Below are 13,864 nucleotides of genomic sequence, written 5' to 3'. Positions count from 1 at the left end.
TATCCGGCCGAACGTTCCTGAATCGCCCTTTTATTGTGCATCCCACACTTTTTCAGTGTGTTTCTGGTGCGCTGAATCGTCTGAAAAGTGAGTCGCAGGGTAACGCTCTGGCGAATTGCCATTCATTCCAATGACTTGCGATGACTGTCCGGTCTCGCTGAAAACCGCGGCCCAGAAGAGTTTGAAACATTTTGGCGCATTTATTGCGTGCAGAATCTGGAACGCCCTGTTGGTTTCTTTTTACGAGAAGGAAAACCAGACAGGACGGACGCAATCGCTTTCCTCGCAAAGGTAGTTCCGATGAGCAGTACCCCAAGCTCCAATGGCCTCGAACAGGGGCTCAAACCGCGTCATGTGACCATGTTGTCGATCGCCGGTGTTATCGGCGCAGGTCTGTTCGTTGGCTCCGGCCACGCGATCGCTGCCGCCGGCCCCGCCGTGCTGCTGGCCTACGCCGCCGCCGGTACCCTGGTGGTGCTGGTGATGCGCATGCTCGGTGAGATGGCTGTCGCCTCGCCCGACACCGGCTCGTTCTCGACATACGCCGACCGTGCCATCGGGCACTGGGCCGGTTTCACCATCGGCTGGTTGTACTGGTGGTTCTGGGTGTTGGTGATTCCACTGGAAGCCAACGCCGCCGCGACCATTCTCCATGCCTGGTTCCCGGGGATCGAGATCTGGGCGTTTGCACTGATCATCACCATGCTGCTGACGGTCACCAACCTGTTCAGCGTGAAAAACTACGGTGAATTCGAATTCTGGTTTGCCTTGATCAAAGTCCTGGCGATCATCGGCTTCATCGCGCTGGGTCTTGCGGCCGTTTTCGGCTTCCTGCCGAACAGCCAGGTCAGCGGTGTTTCGCACCTGTTTGATTCCGGCGGCTTCCTGCCAAACGGCATGGGCGCGGTGCTGGGTGCAATCCTGACCACCATGTTCTCGTTCATGGGTACCGAAATCGTGACCATCGCGGCTGCGGAATCGAAGAACCCGGGCAAGCAGATTTCCAAGGCCACCAACTCGGTGATCTGGCGGATCGGCCTGTTCTACCTCGTATCGATCTTCATCGTTGTGGCCCTGGTACCGTGGAACGATCCTACGCTGGCCAACCTCGGTTCCTACCAGACCGTGCTTGAGCGCATGGGCATTCCGAACGCGAAAATGATCGTCGACATCGTGGTGCTGGTCGCGGTAACCAGCTGCCTGAACTCGGCGCTGTACACCTCGTCGCGCATGCTGTTCTCCCTCGGCAAGCGCGGTGATGCACCGGCGATGTCGACTCGGGTCAACAAAAGCGGTACGCCTTACTGGGCCGTCATGCTGTCGACCGGCGCGGCGTTCCTCTGCACCTTCGCCAACTACGTGGCCCCGGCTGCCGTGTTCGAATTCCTGCTGGCCAGCTCCGGCGCCATCGCGCTGCTGGTGTACCTGGTGATCGCGTTCTCGCAACTGCGCATGCGTAAACAACGCATGGCCCGCGGCGAGAAAATCGTCTTCAGCATGTGGCTGTTCCCGGGCCTGACCTACGCGGTGATCATCTTCATCGTCGCGGCCCTGACTATCATGCTGTTCCAGGAAGCCCACCGCGTGGAAATCCTCGCAACCGGCCTGCTGAGCCTCATGGTCGTTGCCGCAGGCCTGCTGGTGGCACGCCGCCGCAAGCTGGAAAACCGTGGTGCGGTGGTGTTGAACTGATCCGTAACGCGTAATGCAAAACGGCCGCTGTCAGTGATGACGAGCGGCCGTTTTTGTTTGTGCTGCAGGTGGCGAAACATCGCCACATATCCGTAATCAGCTTTGTTCTCGCAAGAGCATAAAGTCTGAGCTGCCTTTCTCTTCGTCGAACCATTCATCCCAAGTTGTTTCCTTGGGAGTTTTAACGGTTTTGCTTTGAAGGGTCGCAGCTGAGTCTTCTGATTTCGGCAATTGTCGATCCTTGCATGAAGCTGTCTTCTTCACCTGACCTCCTTTTTTGATCGTGCGTGAATGTCAGGTGCAAAAAGTTACTCGGCTTTGGGGGCGCTGTCCTCCAGCGACTTGCCATAAGTATCCAGCGCAATCCCGAAATCGGTGATGAACTGTGGCTCGGTCAGCCAGGCCTGGGCGGTTTCGATATCCATGCCATCGGCCCACATGCGGTAGTCGATCAGCATGTCGGCGGCCAGGTGAGTGGCGGCCATGCCTTCGTTCTCGGCATTTTCCATGTCCAGCAGCTCTGGATGGTCAACGATGATGAAGGCCAGTTCGCGCAGCAGGGTCAGCAGCATTTCGTTGCGGCTGACGGCTTCGGCGTCGCGCATTTTGCTGAACATTGCGAGGGTGTATTCCGGGATCGGCTCTTCCAGATGCCCGAGGCTGTCGTCCTGGTCCAGCGGCTTACGGCCGACCATGCGGATGTGTTTGGCTTTGGCCTTGGCGCGTTTGGCGCGTTTCTGTTGCTTGTTCAGGGATGCCATGGGAACTCAGTTCTTCTGTTGGGTTTGTGCGGCGATCGCGTCGGACGCCGCCACATAGTCGGCCTGGAAGGCCGGGGATTCGATCCACGCCAGGGCGCCGGCTTCGTCGGTTTCCTGGGACCACTGGCGATACTCGATCAGCGCGGCGAGGATGAAATCCATCGCGCCTTCTTCGCCCTCCTGCTCGTAGACCAGTCCTAGCAGCGGGTCTTCGAGGAACGCGGTGCACATGGCTTGCTGGCTGATCTTCTCGGCGTCGATCATTTTCTTGAACAGCTCGGTCAGGTCCACCGACTCGAAGTCGATACGGTCATCGTTCGGGTCCAGTTCGACCGGCGCCTCGGCGCGTTTGCTGCGGTTTTGCTTGGCCTTGGTCTTGGCCCGGGCGGCGCGTTTTTGCTGCTTGTTGGCGGAGGCCATGGTGTGTTCCGTCGTGCGTTGAAAGGGCTCAGCTGCGTGGCACTGGCCGCCCGGGTGTGTCGGGGGCCAACTCGCCGGTTTGCAGCCAGGTCAGAGCAATGGGCCATAGTGTGGCTTGGTATGCGCTACGAAAAAAGGCGAAATGTCCGACTTGTTGTTCGCCGATGTCCTGCGGCTCGATGCGTAAGTGGGTTTTGTGCGCATGACTGAAGTAGCCGAGCAGGCGTTCGATGGCCGGGATCGTGCCGTACGGGTCGTCGCTGATACTGATCGCCAGGGTGTGTGCGCGGACGTTGGCGAAGGGCAGGCGACCGCTTGCCTTCAGCAGTCGGCGACCGCTCGGACGCTGCTCGTAGCTCGCGGCAGGCGTGCTCCAGTCGCGTACGACGCCTGTTGGCGTGTCCTCCAGCCAGCCGAGGCGTTTGCCCGGGAAATAGCCACAGAGCCGCGTCAGCAGCGGCATCAGCAAATGCCATTTACCAAACATGCGCCAGCGCTGTGCCGGCGCATAGTCGCGCCAGTAAGCGAACTGCGCGCCGACTGTCACCAGTCGACGAATGACCTGCCCGGACTCGCCGAGCCCGGCCGCGCAACCGCCGAAGCTATGGCCGACCACATCGATTGGCTGGTCGGGAAATTCCCGTTGCGCGCGTTTGAGCATCGCCTCGAAATCCAGCGCGCCCCAATCGGTCCATGAAGCCTCAAGGCCTTTCAGGGTTGCCGGACGCGATTCGCCGATGCCTCGGTAGTCGTAGGTGATCACGTCGAAGCCGTTGGCGAACAGGTAATCGGCGAAGCGTGAATAGTGTCGGCAGCGGACCGAGGTGGCGGCGTTGATGATGACTACCGGGCGTTGCGCATCGGGCAGGGCGTGACGCCAGGTGAAGCCGCCGACCATAAAGCCATCTGCGGCAGCTTCTTTGAAAGGTTCGTTCACGGTTGCGGTGTCGGGCGTAAACGCGGGACTGCGTGAATTCATATGGACTTGGCCTTGGCGAAGACGGATCGAGAATGAGCTTCAACGCCCGGCTGCGCAATCACTTGGAACGCAGTGCATTCCGGATTGAAGGTTGGCGACTCTGTGAATTCGAGCCGCAGTGCGTCTCGAATTAGTCCCTTTCGCACCCTGGCCAAGTTCCAATCATTCTAAAACACGTGCTTCCCTGGCCGGATCAAATAAGGAGTAACGGTTGGGCTCTACAAGAGCCCGGGAGTCGTCATCATGAAACGCGTTCTTTCATTCCTGCTGCCCATCGCGGCGGTGGCTGCATTGGTCTTTCCGGCGATGTTGCAGGCGGCCAACCTCGACCCGATCGACAGTGCCGGCGTGCAAGTCCAGCAACAACAGCAAAACGGCATCAACTACCTGTCTGGCGGGATCGGCCTGGACGAGTCAAAAGCCATTCAACAATCCACTGGTTACAACCTGCACATGACGTTCGCGGTGGGCGCGCAAGACCAGTACACCGCTGATGTCGATGTGGTGATTCAAAAGTCGCCGGGGCAAACCGTGCTGACCCTCACTCAAACGGGCCCGTTGGTGTACGTGCAACTGCCACCCGGTAAGTACACCGTGGTCGCCACGCGCAATGGCGAAACACGGCGTGACGTGACAGACGTTGGCAGCGGCACTGCGCGCAATCTGGTGTTCCACTGGAATGACGCTGGATAACGATGGGTGTAATTGAAAGTCGAGGCGCGGGTACAATCCCGCGCATTCCTTTACCCCCGCGTACGCTTGGCCTGCTGCTTGTCACTGGGCTCGCGCGCCATTCGGTGAATCCATAATCCGATCCAGCCGACGGCTATCAGAAACAGGGTGCCAACGCACTGCGACACGATCTCGAACCAGAACATTCGGGGTTGCTGCGCGAGGGTGTAGGTATGGCGTGGGCCCGATCGGTTCCAGGTGGTGATGGAGCCGCTGATCAAGCTGTGGATGATCAGATAAGTCGACGCGGCGATGAGGAAGGCGATCAGTACGCCGACCAGCACCGTCAGCCAGAATGCCACCCGGCTCTGGCGATAGAGTGGCGGATGGGGCAGGGGGACGCGGGTTCTTTTCTGGTTCATCGAGCGGATGACCCTCTTCCATAAGGTGCGGCCAAAGTAGCGCGGATTGCCTTTGTTCGAAACCCGTCGCGCATTTGCGCAGCCCAGAAAAAAGACTGGATTGAGCCGCCATCAAATCGCAGGCATAAAAAAACCCTGAATCTTGCGATTCAGGGTTTTCGGTATTTGGTGCCCAGAGACGGAATCGAACCGCCGACACGGGGATTTTCAATCCCCTGCTCTACCGACTGAGCTATCTGGGCAACGGGGCGCATTAAAAGGGTTTTTCGGATTTACGTCAACGACTTTTTTAAAATTTCTTAAATTAATTCCGTCGCTTACGATCCGCCCCCCGATTTTGCAGGTTTACTCTGCAGGCGGAACGTAGCCTTCGGCCTTGGCGTATTCCTCGCCGGAGAAGTACTTGTCCATTTCGCCCTGCAGATATTTGCGGTCTTCGGCGTTCATCATGTTCAAACGCTTTTCGTTGATCAGCAGGGTCTGGTGCTTCTGCCAGTCGGCCCAGGCCTTGGCCGAGACGTGGTCAAAAATATCCTGACCTTTGGCGCCCGGGAAAGGAGCGCGTTCCAGCGCGGGCAATTCTTCTTTGTACTTGCGGCACATGATGGTGCGGGTCATGACGACTCTCCTGCGTTCAATACGGCGGCCGCGCGTTCGAGCAAGGTTTTGACCGGGGCGGCAAGGCCCAGGCGCGGCGGGGTGGCGAGGTTATACCAGAGCCAGTCGGCCTCGGCCACGTGCTGACCGGCCTCCTGCACCTGAACCAGCCAGGGTTCAATGGACAGCTGGAAATGGCTGAACGTGTGGATGAGGCTTGGCAGCGCCTGCTGCTCGCCCATGGTCAGCGAGTGCTGGTCGGCCAGATGTTGCAGGTCGTCGAGATCGTCGAGTTCCGGCAGGCTCCATAAGCCGCCCCAAAGCCCCGTGGACGGGCGGCGATATAGCAGAATCGCGCCTTCGCCGTTGGCCAGCAATGGCATCAGCGTGCGTTTCTGCGGGATGGCCTTGCGCGGTTTGGGGATCGGGTAGCGCGTCTCCAGCCCGAGCATGTGCGCCTCGCAGCCCTTTTCCAGCGGACACAGCAGGCAGCTCGGTTTGCTACGCGTACACAGCGTGGCACCGAGATCCATCATCGCCTGGGTGTAGGCATTGACCCGATCGTGCGGTGTGAAACGCTCTGCGTTGGCCCACAGCTGTTTGGCGACCTTCGGTTCTCCCGGGTAACCCTCCTGCGCGGTAAAGCGCGCCAGAACGCGTTTGACGTTGCCATCGAGGATCGGCGCGCGCAGGCCCATGCTGATGCTGGCGATGGCGCCGGCGGTGGACAGGCCGATCCCCGGCAAATCCGTCAGCTTTTCGACGTCCCGCGGAAATTCGCCGTCGTACTGGCTGACGACGATCTTTGCGGTCTTCTGCAAATTGCGCGCGCGGGTGTAGTAACCCAGCCCGGTCCACAGGTGCAGCACTTCGTCCTCCGGCGCTTCGGCCAGGGCTTGCACCGTTGGCAGCGCGGCCATAAAGCGGTCGAAGTAATTGAGCACGGTGCTGACCTGGGTCTGCTGCAACATGATCTCCGAGACCCACACCCGATACGGGTTGATGTCCTGCTGCCAAGGCAAATCGTGGCGGCCGTGGCGGTCGAACCATTCCAGCACCGCCGTGGAAAACTGCTCCGCTGTCATCGCTTGAACAGCCCCTTCAATGCGTTTTTCAATTCCGGGCTGACCTTGTCGCCGAGTTTTTCATCGATCTTCTCGCTGAGTTTGTCGCCGGCCATTTTGGTCGCGACCTGGCCGAGACGTTCGTTATCCACACGGCAGGCCTTGGCGCCCAGCTCCAGCGGGCCACGGCAACGCAGCGGCCACTCGATGCCGACGAATTTCTCGCCGACCTGACAGGCCGGATCCGGCATCGCGCTGGTGTCGCCTTCGACGATGATGCCGACGCGGTAATCCATGCCCAGCACCCGCAGGTCGATGTCGCCATCGCCGTTGACGGTCATGCCCGGGATGCGCACTTTCAGGTCCGGGTTGCTGGCGATACCGTTGCGGAAGGTCAGGTTGCCCTTGAGTTCCTGGAACGGCGTGTCCTTGCCCCGTGGCTCGCCGCTGAGGGTTTTGCGGTTGAGGGTGGCGATGCCTTTGCACAGTTGCTGTTCAAGGTTGGCGTTGAGCAGCACACCGTTGTTGATCACGAAACTGGCGTTGCCGTTGAGGGTTTCGATCAGCGCCTGCTGGCTGTTGCCGCTGCCGGTGAGGCTGCTGGTCAGTGTGACCAGGCCTTTGACCGGCGGATTCTTGCCCTGGCTTTCGAGGATTTTCTCGGCCGGCACGCGGTTGATTCTGGTTTGCAGGTTCAGCACCGGCGCACTTGGGCGTACGTCGAGGGTGCCCTTGGCTTCGAAGTCGCCGTTGTACAGGCCGCCACGCAGATTCTCCAACGTCAGCAGGCCGCCCTGGCCGGTGGCTTTGAGCGCGGCGTTCTGGATCGGCAGTTTGTCGAGGGTCAGTTGGCCGAAGCTCAGATCGGCATCAACGTCGAGTTTGGCCAGACGCTCGACCGGCAACAGGCGCTCGGTGCTCCAGGCGCTTTTACTCGGCTTGTCCGGCAGCGGTGTGCTGCCAGCGCCGGCCATGGCATCGGCTTCGGTGCTGGCGACTTCGGCCTGACGCACTTGCGTGGCGTTTTTGGCTTTTTCCGATTTCGGCGGCAGGTAGCGGTCGACGTCGAACGTGTCAGCCTTGAGGATCGCCCGCAGCGACTGCTTGGCGAAGTCTTCCACGGCAATGCGCCCGCTGAAGCTGCTGTCGTCTAGTTTCAGGTTGATGTTGTCGAAGGCCACGCTGGTTGGCGCGGCTGCCACGCGGCTGACCAGTTCGACCTTGCTCAGGCTGCCGGGCGCCATGGCCGGCAGTGTCTGGCCGATGCTGTCGACAAATTTCGCCAGATCGAACTGGGCGATCGAGATCCCGCCAGTGATCTGCGGGGTCTTGTCGAGGTCGTTGGCCCTCAGCTCACCGAGCGCGCGCAACTGGTTGGCGGAGATCTTGATCCCGGTCCATTCGGCGACGTTCGCCGCCTTGTCCAGTGAGATCTGCCCTTGGGCGGAGAAGGTCATGGCCTTGCCCTGCAGCGGATCGCCGGTCAGTTCGCCGGACAGTTTCATGTCTTCGAATTTGTAGCGCTGCAAGGCGCGCTCGATGCGCAGCTCGCCGTTGAGTTCGGTACGCACGCGCAGCACAGGCTGATTGGTGCTGAGGAACGCCGTGGCTTTCAGCGGAATGTTGGTCGAATCGTGTACCGCACCGGTGCTCAGCTGGATGCTTTCGGCACTGTACTGCTTGCCGGTCTGCTCATCGTTGTACTCAACCCGGGCGTTGTTGACGGTCAGGCTGTCGATGTCGAGGCGGATCGGCTGCGGCGGTTTTTCCGGCTGGACGGGGGCCTCTGCAACAGGCGGGCTGGCAGGCGTCGGGCTGCCGGCAGGCGTGGCGGGAGGTGGCAGCTTGCCGATGTCTTCCCAGTTGCCGTGGCCGTTCTTGTCGCGTTTCAGGCGCAGGTTCAAGCCTTCGACGCGCACATCGCTCATCTGCACTTCGCGGCGCAACAGCGGCAGCACGCGCACGGACAGGCCGAGCATCTGCAGGTCGGCATACGGTTCGGTCGGGTTGATCAGGGTGGCGATGCTGGCCTCATGCAGTTCCAGGCCGAGCCACGGGAACAGGCTCCAGCCGATATCGCCATTGAGCGTCAGCTCGATGTGGGCCTTGTCTCGGGCTATCTGGCGAATCTCGTCTTTGTAGTCGTTGGGATCAAACAGGTGGGTCAGGGCGAAGCCCGCCGCCACAATGATCAGCAACAGCCCGAGAAGTACCAGACCCAGGATTTTGCCGAACGCTTTCATGGGCGAGTCCTTGTAGTTAGTCGAATTCGTAATTTAGCCGGGGAGTATAGCGCTGCATCCGCCCGGTCCGGGGCGCTGTCATGTCGCGATGACGTCCAGCGGCAATTGCAATTTGGCGGCCAGCGCCTGGATTTCAAGGTGCCCGGCCGGTGCCAGCAGGCGCAGTTGGGCACCCGCTTGCGACGCCATTTTCTGCGCTTGGTTCACCAATCGCTCGGCTACCCCACGGCGCCGGGTGACTTTTCGTACACACAAATGTGACAAGTACCAAATCCTGTCGTGCCTTGTCAGGCGTGCTGCACCGAGCAGGCGATCATTGAAACGTCCTGCAATCAAAGAGCCGTCAGCCAGGCTGTTTTCGATCAGTTGAGCGTCGCCGGAATACGGTGCGAACAGCCATTGTGGAGCGTCACGATAGATTTTTTGCAGGTCCTGTTGATCCTGGTAACTGGCGTCTTCGAGCGTTTGAACGGTGACAGGCATTGATGACTCCTCAAGAGTGCTCCCTGTAGGAGCTGTCGCAGGCTGCGATCTTTTGATTTTGCCTTTCAAAACCAAGGTCAAAAGATCGCAGCGTTCCGCAGCTCCTACAGGGGACGAGATCAGATGACATGAAAAAGGTGATATCAGTTTGGTTTTTCTGTCACGTGCAAATGGTAACCTTCGCCGGTTCGTCCGTCCTTCTGCGACTTAACGTCGCGCCTTCAAGGAGCTTCACCCGAAAAAACGGTCATGCCTGCGTGCATAAAGGCCGAGGGTGAGCAGTGGCTGGCGAACCATACTAATAATTGGGGGATACACAATGAGCACGAGCATCACGGCGGACGGCCTGCGCGCCGACCAGCCTGCGTTCCTGTCCAAGGAACGCATCATCGCCAAGCCCGGTTTCAACCGTTGGCTGGTTCCACCGGCCGCTCTGGCCATCCACCTGTGCATCGGCATGGCCTACGGCTTCTCGGTGTTCTGGTTGCCGTTGTCCAAGGCGCTGGGCGTCACGGCTCCGGTGGCTTGCGCACCGGACATGAGCTTCATCGCTCAGGTCTTCTCTTCGCAATGCGACTGGCCGATCTCCATGCTCGGCTGGATCTACACCCTGTTCTTCATCTTCCTCGGCTGCTCGGCAGCGATCTGGGGTGGCTGGCTGGAACACGCCGGGCCACGCAAGGCTGGTGTGGTGTCGGCACTGTGCTGGTGCGGCGGTCTGCTGATCTCTGCACTGGGTATCTACACCCACCAGATCTGGCTGATGTGGATCGGCTCTGGCGTGATCGGCGGTATCGGTCTGGGCCTGGGCTACATTTCGCCGGTCTCGACCCTGATCAAGTGGTTCCCGGACAAACGCGGCATGGCGACCGGCATGGCGATCATGGGCTTCGGTGGCGGCGCGATGGTCGGTGCACCGTTGGCCACTGCGCTGATGAGCCACTTCGCTTCGCCTGCCGGTGTCGGCGTCTGGCAAAGCTTCGTGGCCATGGCTGCGATCTACTTCGTGTTCATGATCGGTGGCGCCCTGGCTTACCGCGTGCCGCCAACCGGCTGGAAGCCTGAAGGCTGGACCGCTCCAGCGAAGAAAGCGTCGAACGCGATGATCACCCACCGTCACGTGCACGTGAATGTGGCGTGGAAAACCCCGCAGTTCCGTCTGGTGTGGCTGGTGCTGTGCCTGAACGTGTCGGCCGGTATCGGCATCCTCGGCATGGCCTCGCCACTGCTGCAGGAAGTGTTCGGCGGCAAGCTGCTGGGCGTTGACGTGCCGTTCGGTCAACTGGACGCCGGGCAACTGGCTTCGATCGCTGCGATCGCTGCCGGCTTCACCGGTCTGCTGAGCCTGTTCAACATCGGTGGCCGCTTCTTCTGGGCTTCGTTCTCGGACTACCTGGGTCGCAAAAACACCTACTTCGTGTTCTTCGCCCTCGGTTTTGCCCTGTACGCGCTGATCCCGAACATGGGCCATCTGGGCAACGTTGCGCTGTTCGTGGCGGCGTTCTGCATCATCCTGTCGATGTACGGCGGTGGTTTTGCGACCGTTCCGGCGTATCTGGCCGACCTGTTCGGCACGCAAATGGTCGGTGCGATCCACGGTCGTCTGCTGACTGCCTGGGCCGCCGCCGGCGTGCTCGGCCCGGTGCTGGTGAACTACCTGCGCGAGTATCAGTTGAGCATCGGCGTTGAACGCGCTGCCGCTTACGACATCACTCTGTACATCCTCGCCGGCCTGCTGGTGCTGGGTTTCCTGTGCAACCTGATGGTGCGTCCGGTGGCCGACAAGTACTTCATGACCGACGCTGAACTGGCCGCCGAACAGGCGCTGGGCCACGACAAAGGGGCTGATGCCAGCACCGTACTGGAGTGGAAAGCCGCACCGGGCAGCAAGCCGCTGGCAATCGCCGCGTGGCTGGTGGTGGGTATTCCGTTGGCGTGGGGTGTGTGGGTGACCCTGCAGAAGACGGCGGTACTGTTTCACTAAGTAAAAACGTAATACCCCTGTAGGAGTGAGCCCTGCTCGCGATAGCGGTCTGACAGTCGACAGAAATGTTGACTGTGAGGTCCTCATCGCGAGCAGGCTCACTCCTACAGTTGTTTTGGGGTGCCTGTAATGGCTTGTATGGACATGTCTACCCGCGACAGCCGGGCGTTCTATCCGTCAGCCATCTCACGTCGCGTGTTTCTGTTTCGGCCCCGCGTGCCTATAATGGCTGCCTTTTTCGCCCAATGATTTTGCGGAGCTGGTGATGGCCGAACGTAAGGCGTCTGTCGAGCGCGACACTCTGGAAACCCAGATCAAAGCCTCGATCAACCTTGATGGCACCGGAAAGGCCCGATTCGATATCGGTGTTCCTTTTCTTGAGCACATGCTGGATCAGATCGCCCGTCACGGGTTGATCGACCTGGATATTGAATGCAAGGGCGATCTGCATATCGACGACCACCATACCGTGGAAGACGTCGGTATCACCCTCGGCCAGGCCTTCGCCAAAGCCATCGGCGACAAGAAAGGCATCCGTCGCTACGGCCATGCCTACGTGCCGCTCGATGAAGCGCTGTCGCGCGTGGTGATCGACTTCTCCGGCCGTCCAGGCCTGCAGATGCACGTGCCGTACACCCGCGCCACCGTGGGCGGCTTCGACGTCGACCTGTTCCAGGAATTCTTCCAGGGCTTCGTCAACCACGCCTTGGTCAGCCTGCACATCGACAACCTGCGTGGCACCAACACCCACCACCAGATCGAAACCGTGTTCAAGGCTTTCGGCCGCGCCTTGCGCATGGCCGTCGAGCTGGATGAGCGCATGGCCGGGCAAATGCCATCGACCAAAGGCGTTCTGTAATGCAGACGGTTGCAGTTATCGACTACGGCATGGGCAACCTGCACTCGGTGGCCAAGGCCCTTGAGCACGTTGGCGCCGGCAAAGTGCTGATCACCAGCGATGCCGACGTGATTCGCGAAGCCGACCGCGTGGTATTCCCCGGCGTAGGCGCGATTCGCGATTGCATGGCGGAGATCCGTCGCCTCGGGTTCGACTCGCTGGTGCGTGAAGTCAGCCAGGATCGTCCGTTCCTCGGCATCTGCGTCGGCATGCAAGCCCTGCTCGACAGCAGCGAAGAGAACGACGGCGTCGACTGCATCGGCCTGTTCCCGGGCGCGGTGAAGTTCTTCGGCAAAGACCTGCATGAAGACGGCGAGCACCTGAAAGTCCCGCACATGGGTTGGAACGAAGTGCAGCAGAAGGTCAGTCACCCGCTGTGGCACGACATTCCGGACATGGCGCGTTTCTACTTCGTGCACAGTTACTACATCGCTGCCGCCAATGCGCGGCAGGTAGTCGGTAGCGGTCATTACGGAGTCGATTTCGCTGCCGCGCTGGCCGAAGGCTCGCGTTTCGCCGTGCAATTCCACCCGGAGAAGAGCCATACCCATGGCCTGCAATTGCTGCAGAACTTCGCCGCGTGGGACGGTCGCTGGTAAATGGCTGCCAAGAAGTCCAAACCGCCGATCCTGACCCTCACTCCCGAGCAGGAGAACGAGGCCAACCGCAAGATCCAGCGGTTCATGGAGGATCGGTTCGAACTCGACCTGGGTTCGTTCGAGGCGGCGGAAATTCTTGAGCTGTTTACCCGCGAAATTGCTCCGCACTATTACAACAGGGCGATTTTCGATGTGCAGACCCACCTCAAAGAGCGGTTTGAAAGCATCGAAAGCGACCTGTGGGCGCTCGAGAAAAACTGATTTCCGAGCCAAGCTGAACATTCAAATTTGAAGGTTTGCCAGATGCTGATTATTCCCGCTATCGATCTCAAGGACGGTGCCTGCGTACGTCTGCGCCAGGGCCGCATGGAAGATTCCACAGTGTTCTCCGAGGACCCGGTGAGCATGGCTGCCAAGTGGGTGGAGGGCGGTTGCCGTCGTCTGCATCTGGTCGATCTGAACGGCGCGTTCGAAGGCCAGCCGGTCAATGGCGAAGTGGTCACCGCAATCGCCAAGCGCTACCCGAACCTGCCGATCCAGATCGGCGGCGGTATCCGCTCGCTGGAAACCATCGAGCATTACGTCAAGGCGGGCGTGAGCTACGTGATCATCGGCACCAAAGCCGTTAAAGATCCGGCGTTCGTCGCTGAGGCCTGCCGCGCGTTCCCGGGCAAGATCATTGTCGGCCTGGATGCCAAAGACGGGTTCGTCGCCACCGACGGCTGGGCTGAAATCAGCACCGTGCAGGTCATCGACCTGGCCAGGCAGTTTGAAGCCGACGGTGTATCGTCGATCGTTTATACCGACATCGCCAAAGACGGCATGATGCAGGGCTGCAACGTACCGTTCACCGCTGCGCTGGCTGCTGCGACGAAGATCCCGGTGATCGCGTCCGGCGGTATCCACAATCTGGGTGACATCAAGTCGCTGCTCGACGCCAAGGCGCCGGGCATCATCGGTGCAATCACTGGCCGGGCGATCTACGAAGGCACCCTCGACGTCGCCGAAGCGCAAGCTTTCTGCGATTCGTACCAAGGCTGAGGACTGACC

General features: G+C 60.1%; 16 protein-coding genes and 1 tRNA gene. 7 read left to right on the top strand and 10 right to left on the bottom strand.

What is annotated here, in order from left to right; all coding sequences use genetic code 11:
* Positions 1–300: 300 nt before the first annotated feature.
* Positions 301–1,692: a GABA permease gene (gabP, locus tag JN524_RS23060; RefSeq protein ID WP_027611243.1), complete on the top strand. Its 1,392-nt coding sequence runs from the start codon at positions 301–303 to the stop codon at positions 1,690–1,692.
* 96 nt (positions 1,693–1,788) lie between these two features.
* Here gabP and JN524_RS23055 read toward each other — a convergent pair whose 3' ends face one another.
* The 4 genes from JN524_RS23055 to JN524_RS23040 are packed head-to-tail and all read right to left on the bottom strand — an operon-like array spanning position 1,789 to position 3,852.
* Positions 1,789–1,956 carry a hypothetical protein gene (locus tag JN524_RS23055; protein WP_202370831.1) on the bottom strand — a complete coding sequence of 56 codons (168 nt, stop codon included), beginning with the start codon at positions 1,954–1,956 and terminating at the stop codon, positions 1,789–1,791.
* A gap of 44 nt (positions 1,957–2,000) precedes the next feature.
* Positions 2,001–2,453: a hypothetical protein gene (locus JN524_RS23050; RefSeq protein ID WP_202370830.1), complete on the bottom strand. Its 453-nt coding sequence runs from the start codon at positions 2,451–2,453 to the stop codon at positions 2,001–2,003.
* Positions 2,454–2,459: 6 nt separating this feature from the next.
* Positions 2,460–2,873, bottom strand: coding sequence for a hypothetical protein (locus tag JN524_RS23045; protein WP_202370829.1), 414 nt, complete (start codon positions 2,871–2,873; stop codon positions 2,460–2,462).
* Between the two features lie 28 nt (positions 2,874–2,901).
* Complete coding sequence (locus JN524_RS23040) at positions 2,902–3,852, bottom strand: alpha/beta hydrolase family protein (protein WP_202370828.1); 951 nt, start codon at positions 3,850–3,852, stop codon at positions 2,902–2,904.
* Positions 3,853–4,095: 243 nt separating this feature from the next.
* Between JN524_RS23040 and JN524_RS23035 the strand changes: the two genes are divergently transcribed.
* A complete protein-coding gene (locus JN524_RS23035; protein ID WP_202370827.1) occupies positions 4,096–4,545 on the top strand; it encodes a carboxypeptidase regulatory-like domain-containing protein in 450 nt (149 codons plus the stop codon).
* 50 nt (positions 4,546–4,595) lie between these two features.
* On the opposite strand, the gene JN524_RS23030 is transcribed toward JN524_RS23035, so the two are convergent.
* The 6 genes from JN524_RS23030 to JN524_RS23005 all read right to left on the bottom strand — a co-directional run bounded on the left by JN524_RS23030 (position 4,596) and on the right by JN524_RS23005 (position 9,333).
* Positions 4,596–4,946, bottom strand: coding sequence for a hypothetical protein (locus JN524_RS23030; protein ID WP_202370826.1), 351 nt, complete (start codon positions 4,944–4,946; stop codon positions 4,596–4,598).
* 166 nt (positions 4,947–5,112) lie between these two features.
* Positions 5,113–5,188: transfer RNA gene (locus JN524_RS23025), tRNA-Phe, on the bottom strand.
* 103 nt (positions 5,189–5,291) lie between these two features.
* Positions 5,292–5,564, bottom strand: a complete 273-nt coding sequence (locus JN524_RS23020; RefSeq protein ID WP_008024947.1) for an oxidative damage protection protein — start codon at positions 5,562–5,564, stop codon at positions 5,292–5,294.
* Positions 5,561–6,628 (bottom strand): A/G-specific adenine glycosylase, encoded by a 1,068-nt coding sequence (gene mutY, locus JN524_RS23015; protein ID WP_202370825.1) that lies wholly within the window; start codon positions 6,626–6,628, stop codon positions 5,561–5,563. The genes JN524_RS23020 and mutY overlap by 4 nt, the downstream gene beginning before the upstream one ends.
* The gene (locus tag JN524_RS23010; RefSeq protein ID WP_202370824.1) at positions 6,625–8,850 is read right to left on the bottom strand and encodes an AsmA family protein; all 2,226 of its coding nucleotides are present in this window, start codon (positions 8,848–8,850) and stop codon (positions 6,625–6,627) included. Before JN524_RS23010 ends, mutY begins: the two co-directional genes overlap by 4 nt.
* Before the next feature lie 78 nt (positions 8,851–8,928).
* Positions 8,929–9,333: an acetyl-CoA sensor PanZ family protein gene (locus JN524_RS23005; RefSeq protein WP_202370927.1), complete on the bottom strand. Its 405-nt coding sequence runs from the start codon at positions 9,331–9,333 to the stop codon at positions 8,929–8,931.
* A 319-nt stretch (positions 9,334–9,652) separates the two neighbouring features.
* Here JN524_RS23005 and JN524_RS23000 point away from each other — a divergent pair, with 319 nt between their 5' ends.
* The 5 genes from JN524_RS23000 to hisA all read left to right on the top strand — a co-directional run bounded on the left by JN524_RS23000 (position 9,653) and on the right by hisA (position 13,855).
* Positions 9,653–11,317 carry an OFA family MFS transporter gene (locus tag JN524_RS23000; protein WP_096796694.1) on the top strand — a complete coding sequence of 555 codons (1,665 nt, stop codon included), beginning with the start codon at positions 9,653–9,655 and terminating at the stop codon, positions 11,315–11,317.
* A 265-nt stretch (positions 11,318–11,582) separates the two neighbouring features.
* Positions 11,583–12,176: an imidazoleglycerol-phosphate dehydratase HisB gene (gene hisB / locus JN524_RS22995; protein WP_007909204.1), complete on the top strand. Its 594-nt coding sequence runs from the start codon at positions 11,583–11,585 to the stop codon at positions 12,174–12,176.
* Positions 12,176–12,814 (top strand): imidazole glycerol phosphate synthase subunit HisH, encoded by a 639-nt coding sequence (hisH, locus tag JN524_RS22990; RefSeq protein WP_007961712.1) that lies wholly within the window; start codon positions 12,176–12,178, stop codon positions 12,812–12,814. Before hisB ends, hisH begins: the two co-directional genes overlap by 1 nt.
* The gene (locus JN524_RS22985; protein WP_003220751.1) at positions 12,815–13,075 is read left to right on the top strand and encodes a DUF2164 domain-containing protein; all 261 of its coding nucleotides are present in this window, start codon (positions 12,815–12,817) and stop codon (positions 13,073–13,075) included.
* 42 nt (positions 13,076–13,117) lie between these two features.
* A complete protein-coding gene (gene hisA, locus JN524_RS22980; protein WP_027611256.1) occupies positions 13,118–13,855 on the top strand; it encodes a 1-(5-phosphoribosyl)-5-[(5-phosphoribosylamino)methylideneamino]imidazole-4-carboxamide isomerase in 738 nt (245 codons plus the stop codon).
* The last annotated feature ends 9 nt before the right edge of the window (positions 13,856–13,864 follow it).

The sequence above is a fragment of the Pseudomonas sp. MWU318 genome (assembly GCF_016756945.1).
Taxonomy (GTDB): Bacteria; Pseudomonadota; Gammaproteobacteria; order Pseudomonadales; family Pseudomonadaceae; genus Aquipseudomonas; species Aquipseudomonas putida_A.
The sequence above is the reverse complement of the archived record's forward strand: the minus strand, read 5'-3'. Positions and strand labels throughout refer to the sequence as shown.

What these genes read in the sequence shown, in the direction of transcription:
- gabP (WP_027611243.1), top strand. Translation starts at nt 301, where the DNA reads ATGAGCAGTACCCCAAGCTCCAATGGCCTCGAACAGGGGCTCAAACCG.
- JN524_RS23050 (WP_202370830.1), bottom strand. Translation starts at nt 2,453, where the DNA reads ATGGCATCCCTGAACAAGCAACAGAAACGCGCCAAACGCGCCAAGGCC.
- JN524_RS23045 (WP_202370829.1), bottom strand. Translation starts at nt 2,873, where the DNA reads ATGGCCTCCGCCAACAAGCAGCAAAAACGCGCCGCCCGGGCCAAGACC.
- JN524_RS23040 (WP_202370828.1), bottom strand. Translation starts at nt 3,852, where the DNA reads ATGAATTCACGCAGTCCCGCGTTTACGCCCGACACCGCAACCGTGAAC.
- JN524_RS23035 (WP_202370827.1), top strand. Translation starts at nt 4,096, where the DNA reads ATGAAACGCGTTCTTTCATTCCTGCTGCCCATCGCGGCGGTGGCTGCA.
- JN524_RS23030 (WP_202370826.1), bottom strand. Translation starts at nt 4,946, where the DNA reads ATGAACCAGAAAAGAACCCGCGTCCCCCTGCCCCATCCGCCACTCTAT.
- JN524_RS23020 (WP_008024947.1), bottom strand. Translation starts at nt 5,564, where the DNA reads ATGACCCGCACCATCATGTGCCGCAAGTACAAAGAAGAATTGCCCGCG.
- mutY (WP_202370825.1), bottom strand. Translation starts at nt 6,628, where the DNA reads ATGACAGCGGAGCAGTTTTCCACGGCGGTGCTGGAATGGTTCGACCGC.
- JN524_RS23010 (WP_202370824.1), bottom strand. Translation starts at nt 8,850, where the DNA reads ATGAAAGCGTTCGGCAAAATCCTGGGTCTGGTACTTCTCGGGCTGTTG.
- JN524_RS23005 (WP_202370927.1), bottom strand. Translation starts at nt 9,333, where the DNA reads ATGCCTGTCACCGTTCAAACGCTCGAAGACGCCAGTTACCAGGATCAA.
- JN524_RS23000 (WP_096796694.1), top strand. Translation starts at nt 9,653, where the DNA reads ATGAGCACGAGCATCACGGCGGACGGCCTGCGCGCCGACCAGCCTGCG.
- hisB (WP_007909204.1), top strand. Translation starts at nt 11,583, where the DNA reads ATGGCCGAACGTAAGGCGTCTGTCGAGCGCGACACTCTGGAAACCCAG.
- hisH (WP_007961712.1), top strand. Translation starts at nt 12,176, where the DNA reads ATGCAGACGGTTGCAGTTATCGACTACGGCATGGGCAACCTGCACTCG.
- JN524_RS22985 (WP_003220751.1), top strand. Translation starts at nt 12,815, where the DNA reads ATGGCTGCCAAGAAGTCCAAACCGCCGATCCTGACCCTCACTCCCGAG.
- hisA (WP_027611256.1), top strand. Translation starts at nt 13,118, where the DNA reads ATGCTGATTATTCCCGCTATCGATCTCAAGGACGGTGCCTGCGTACGT.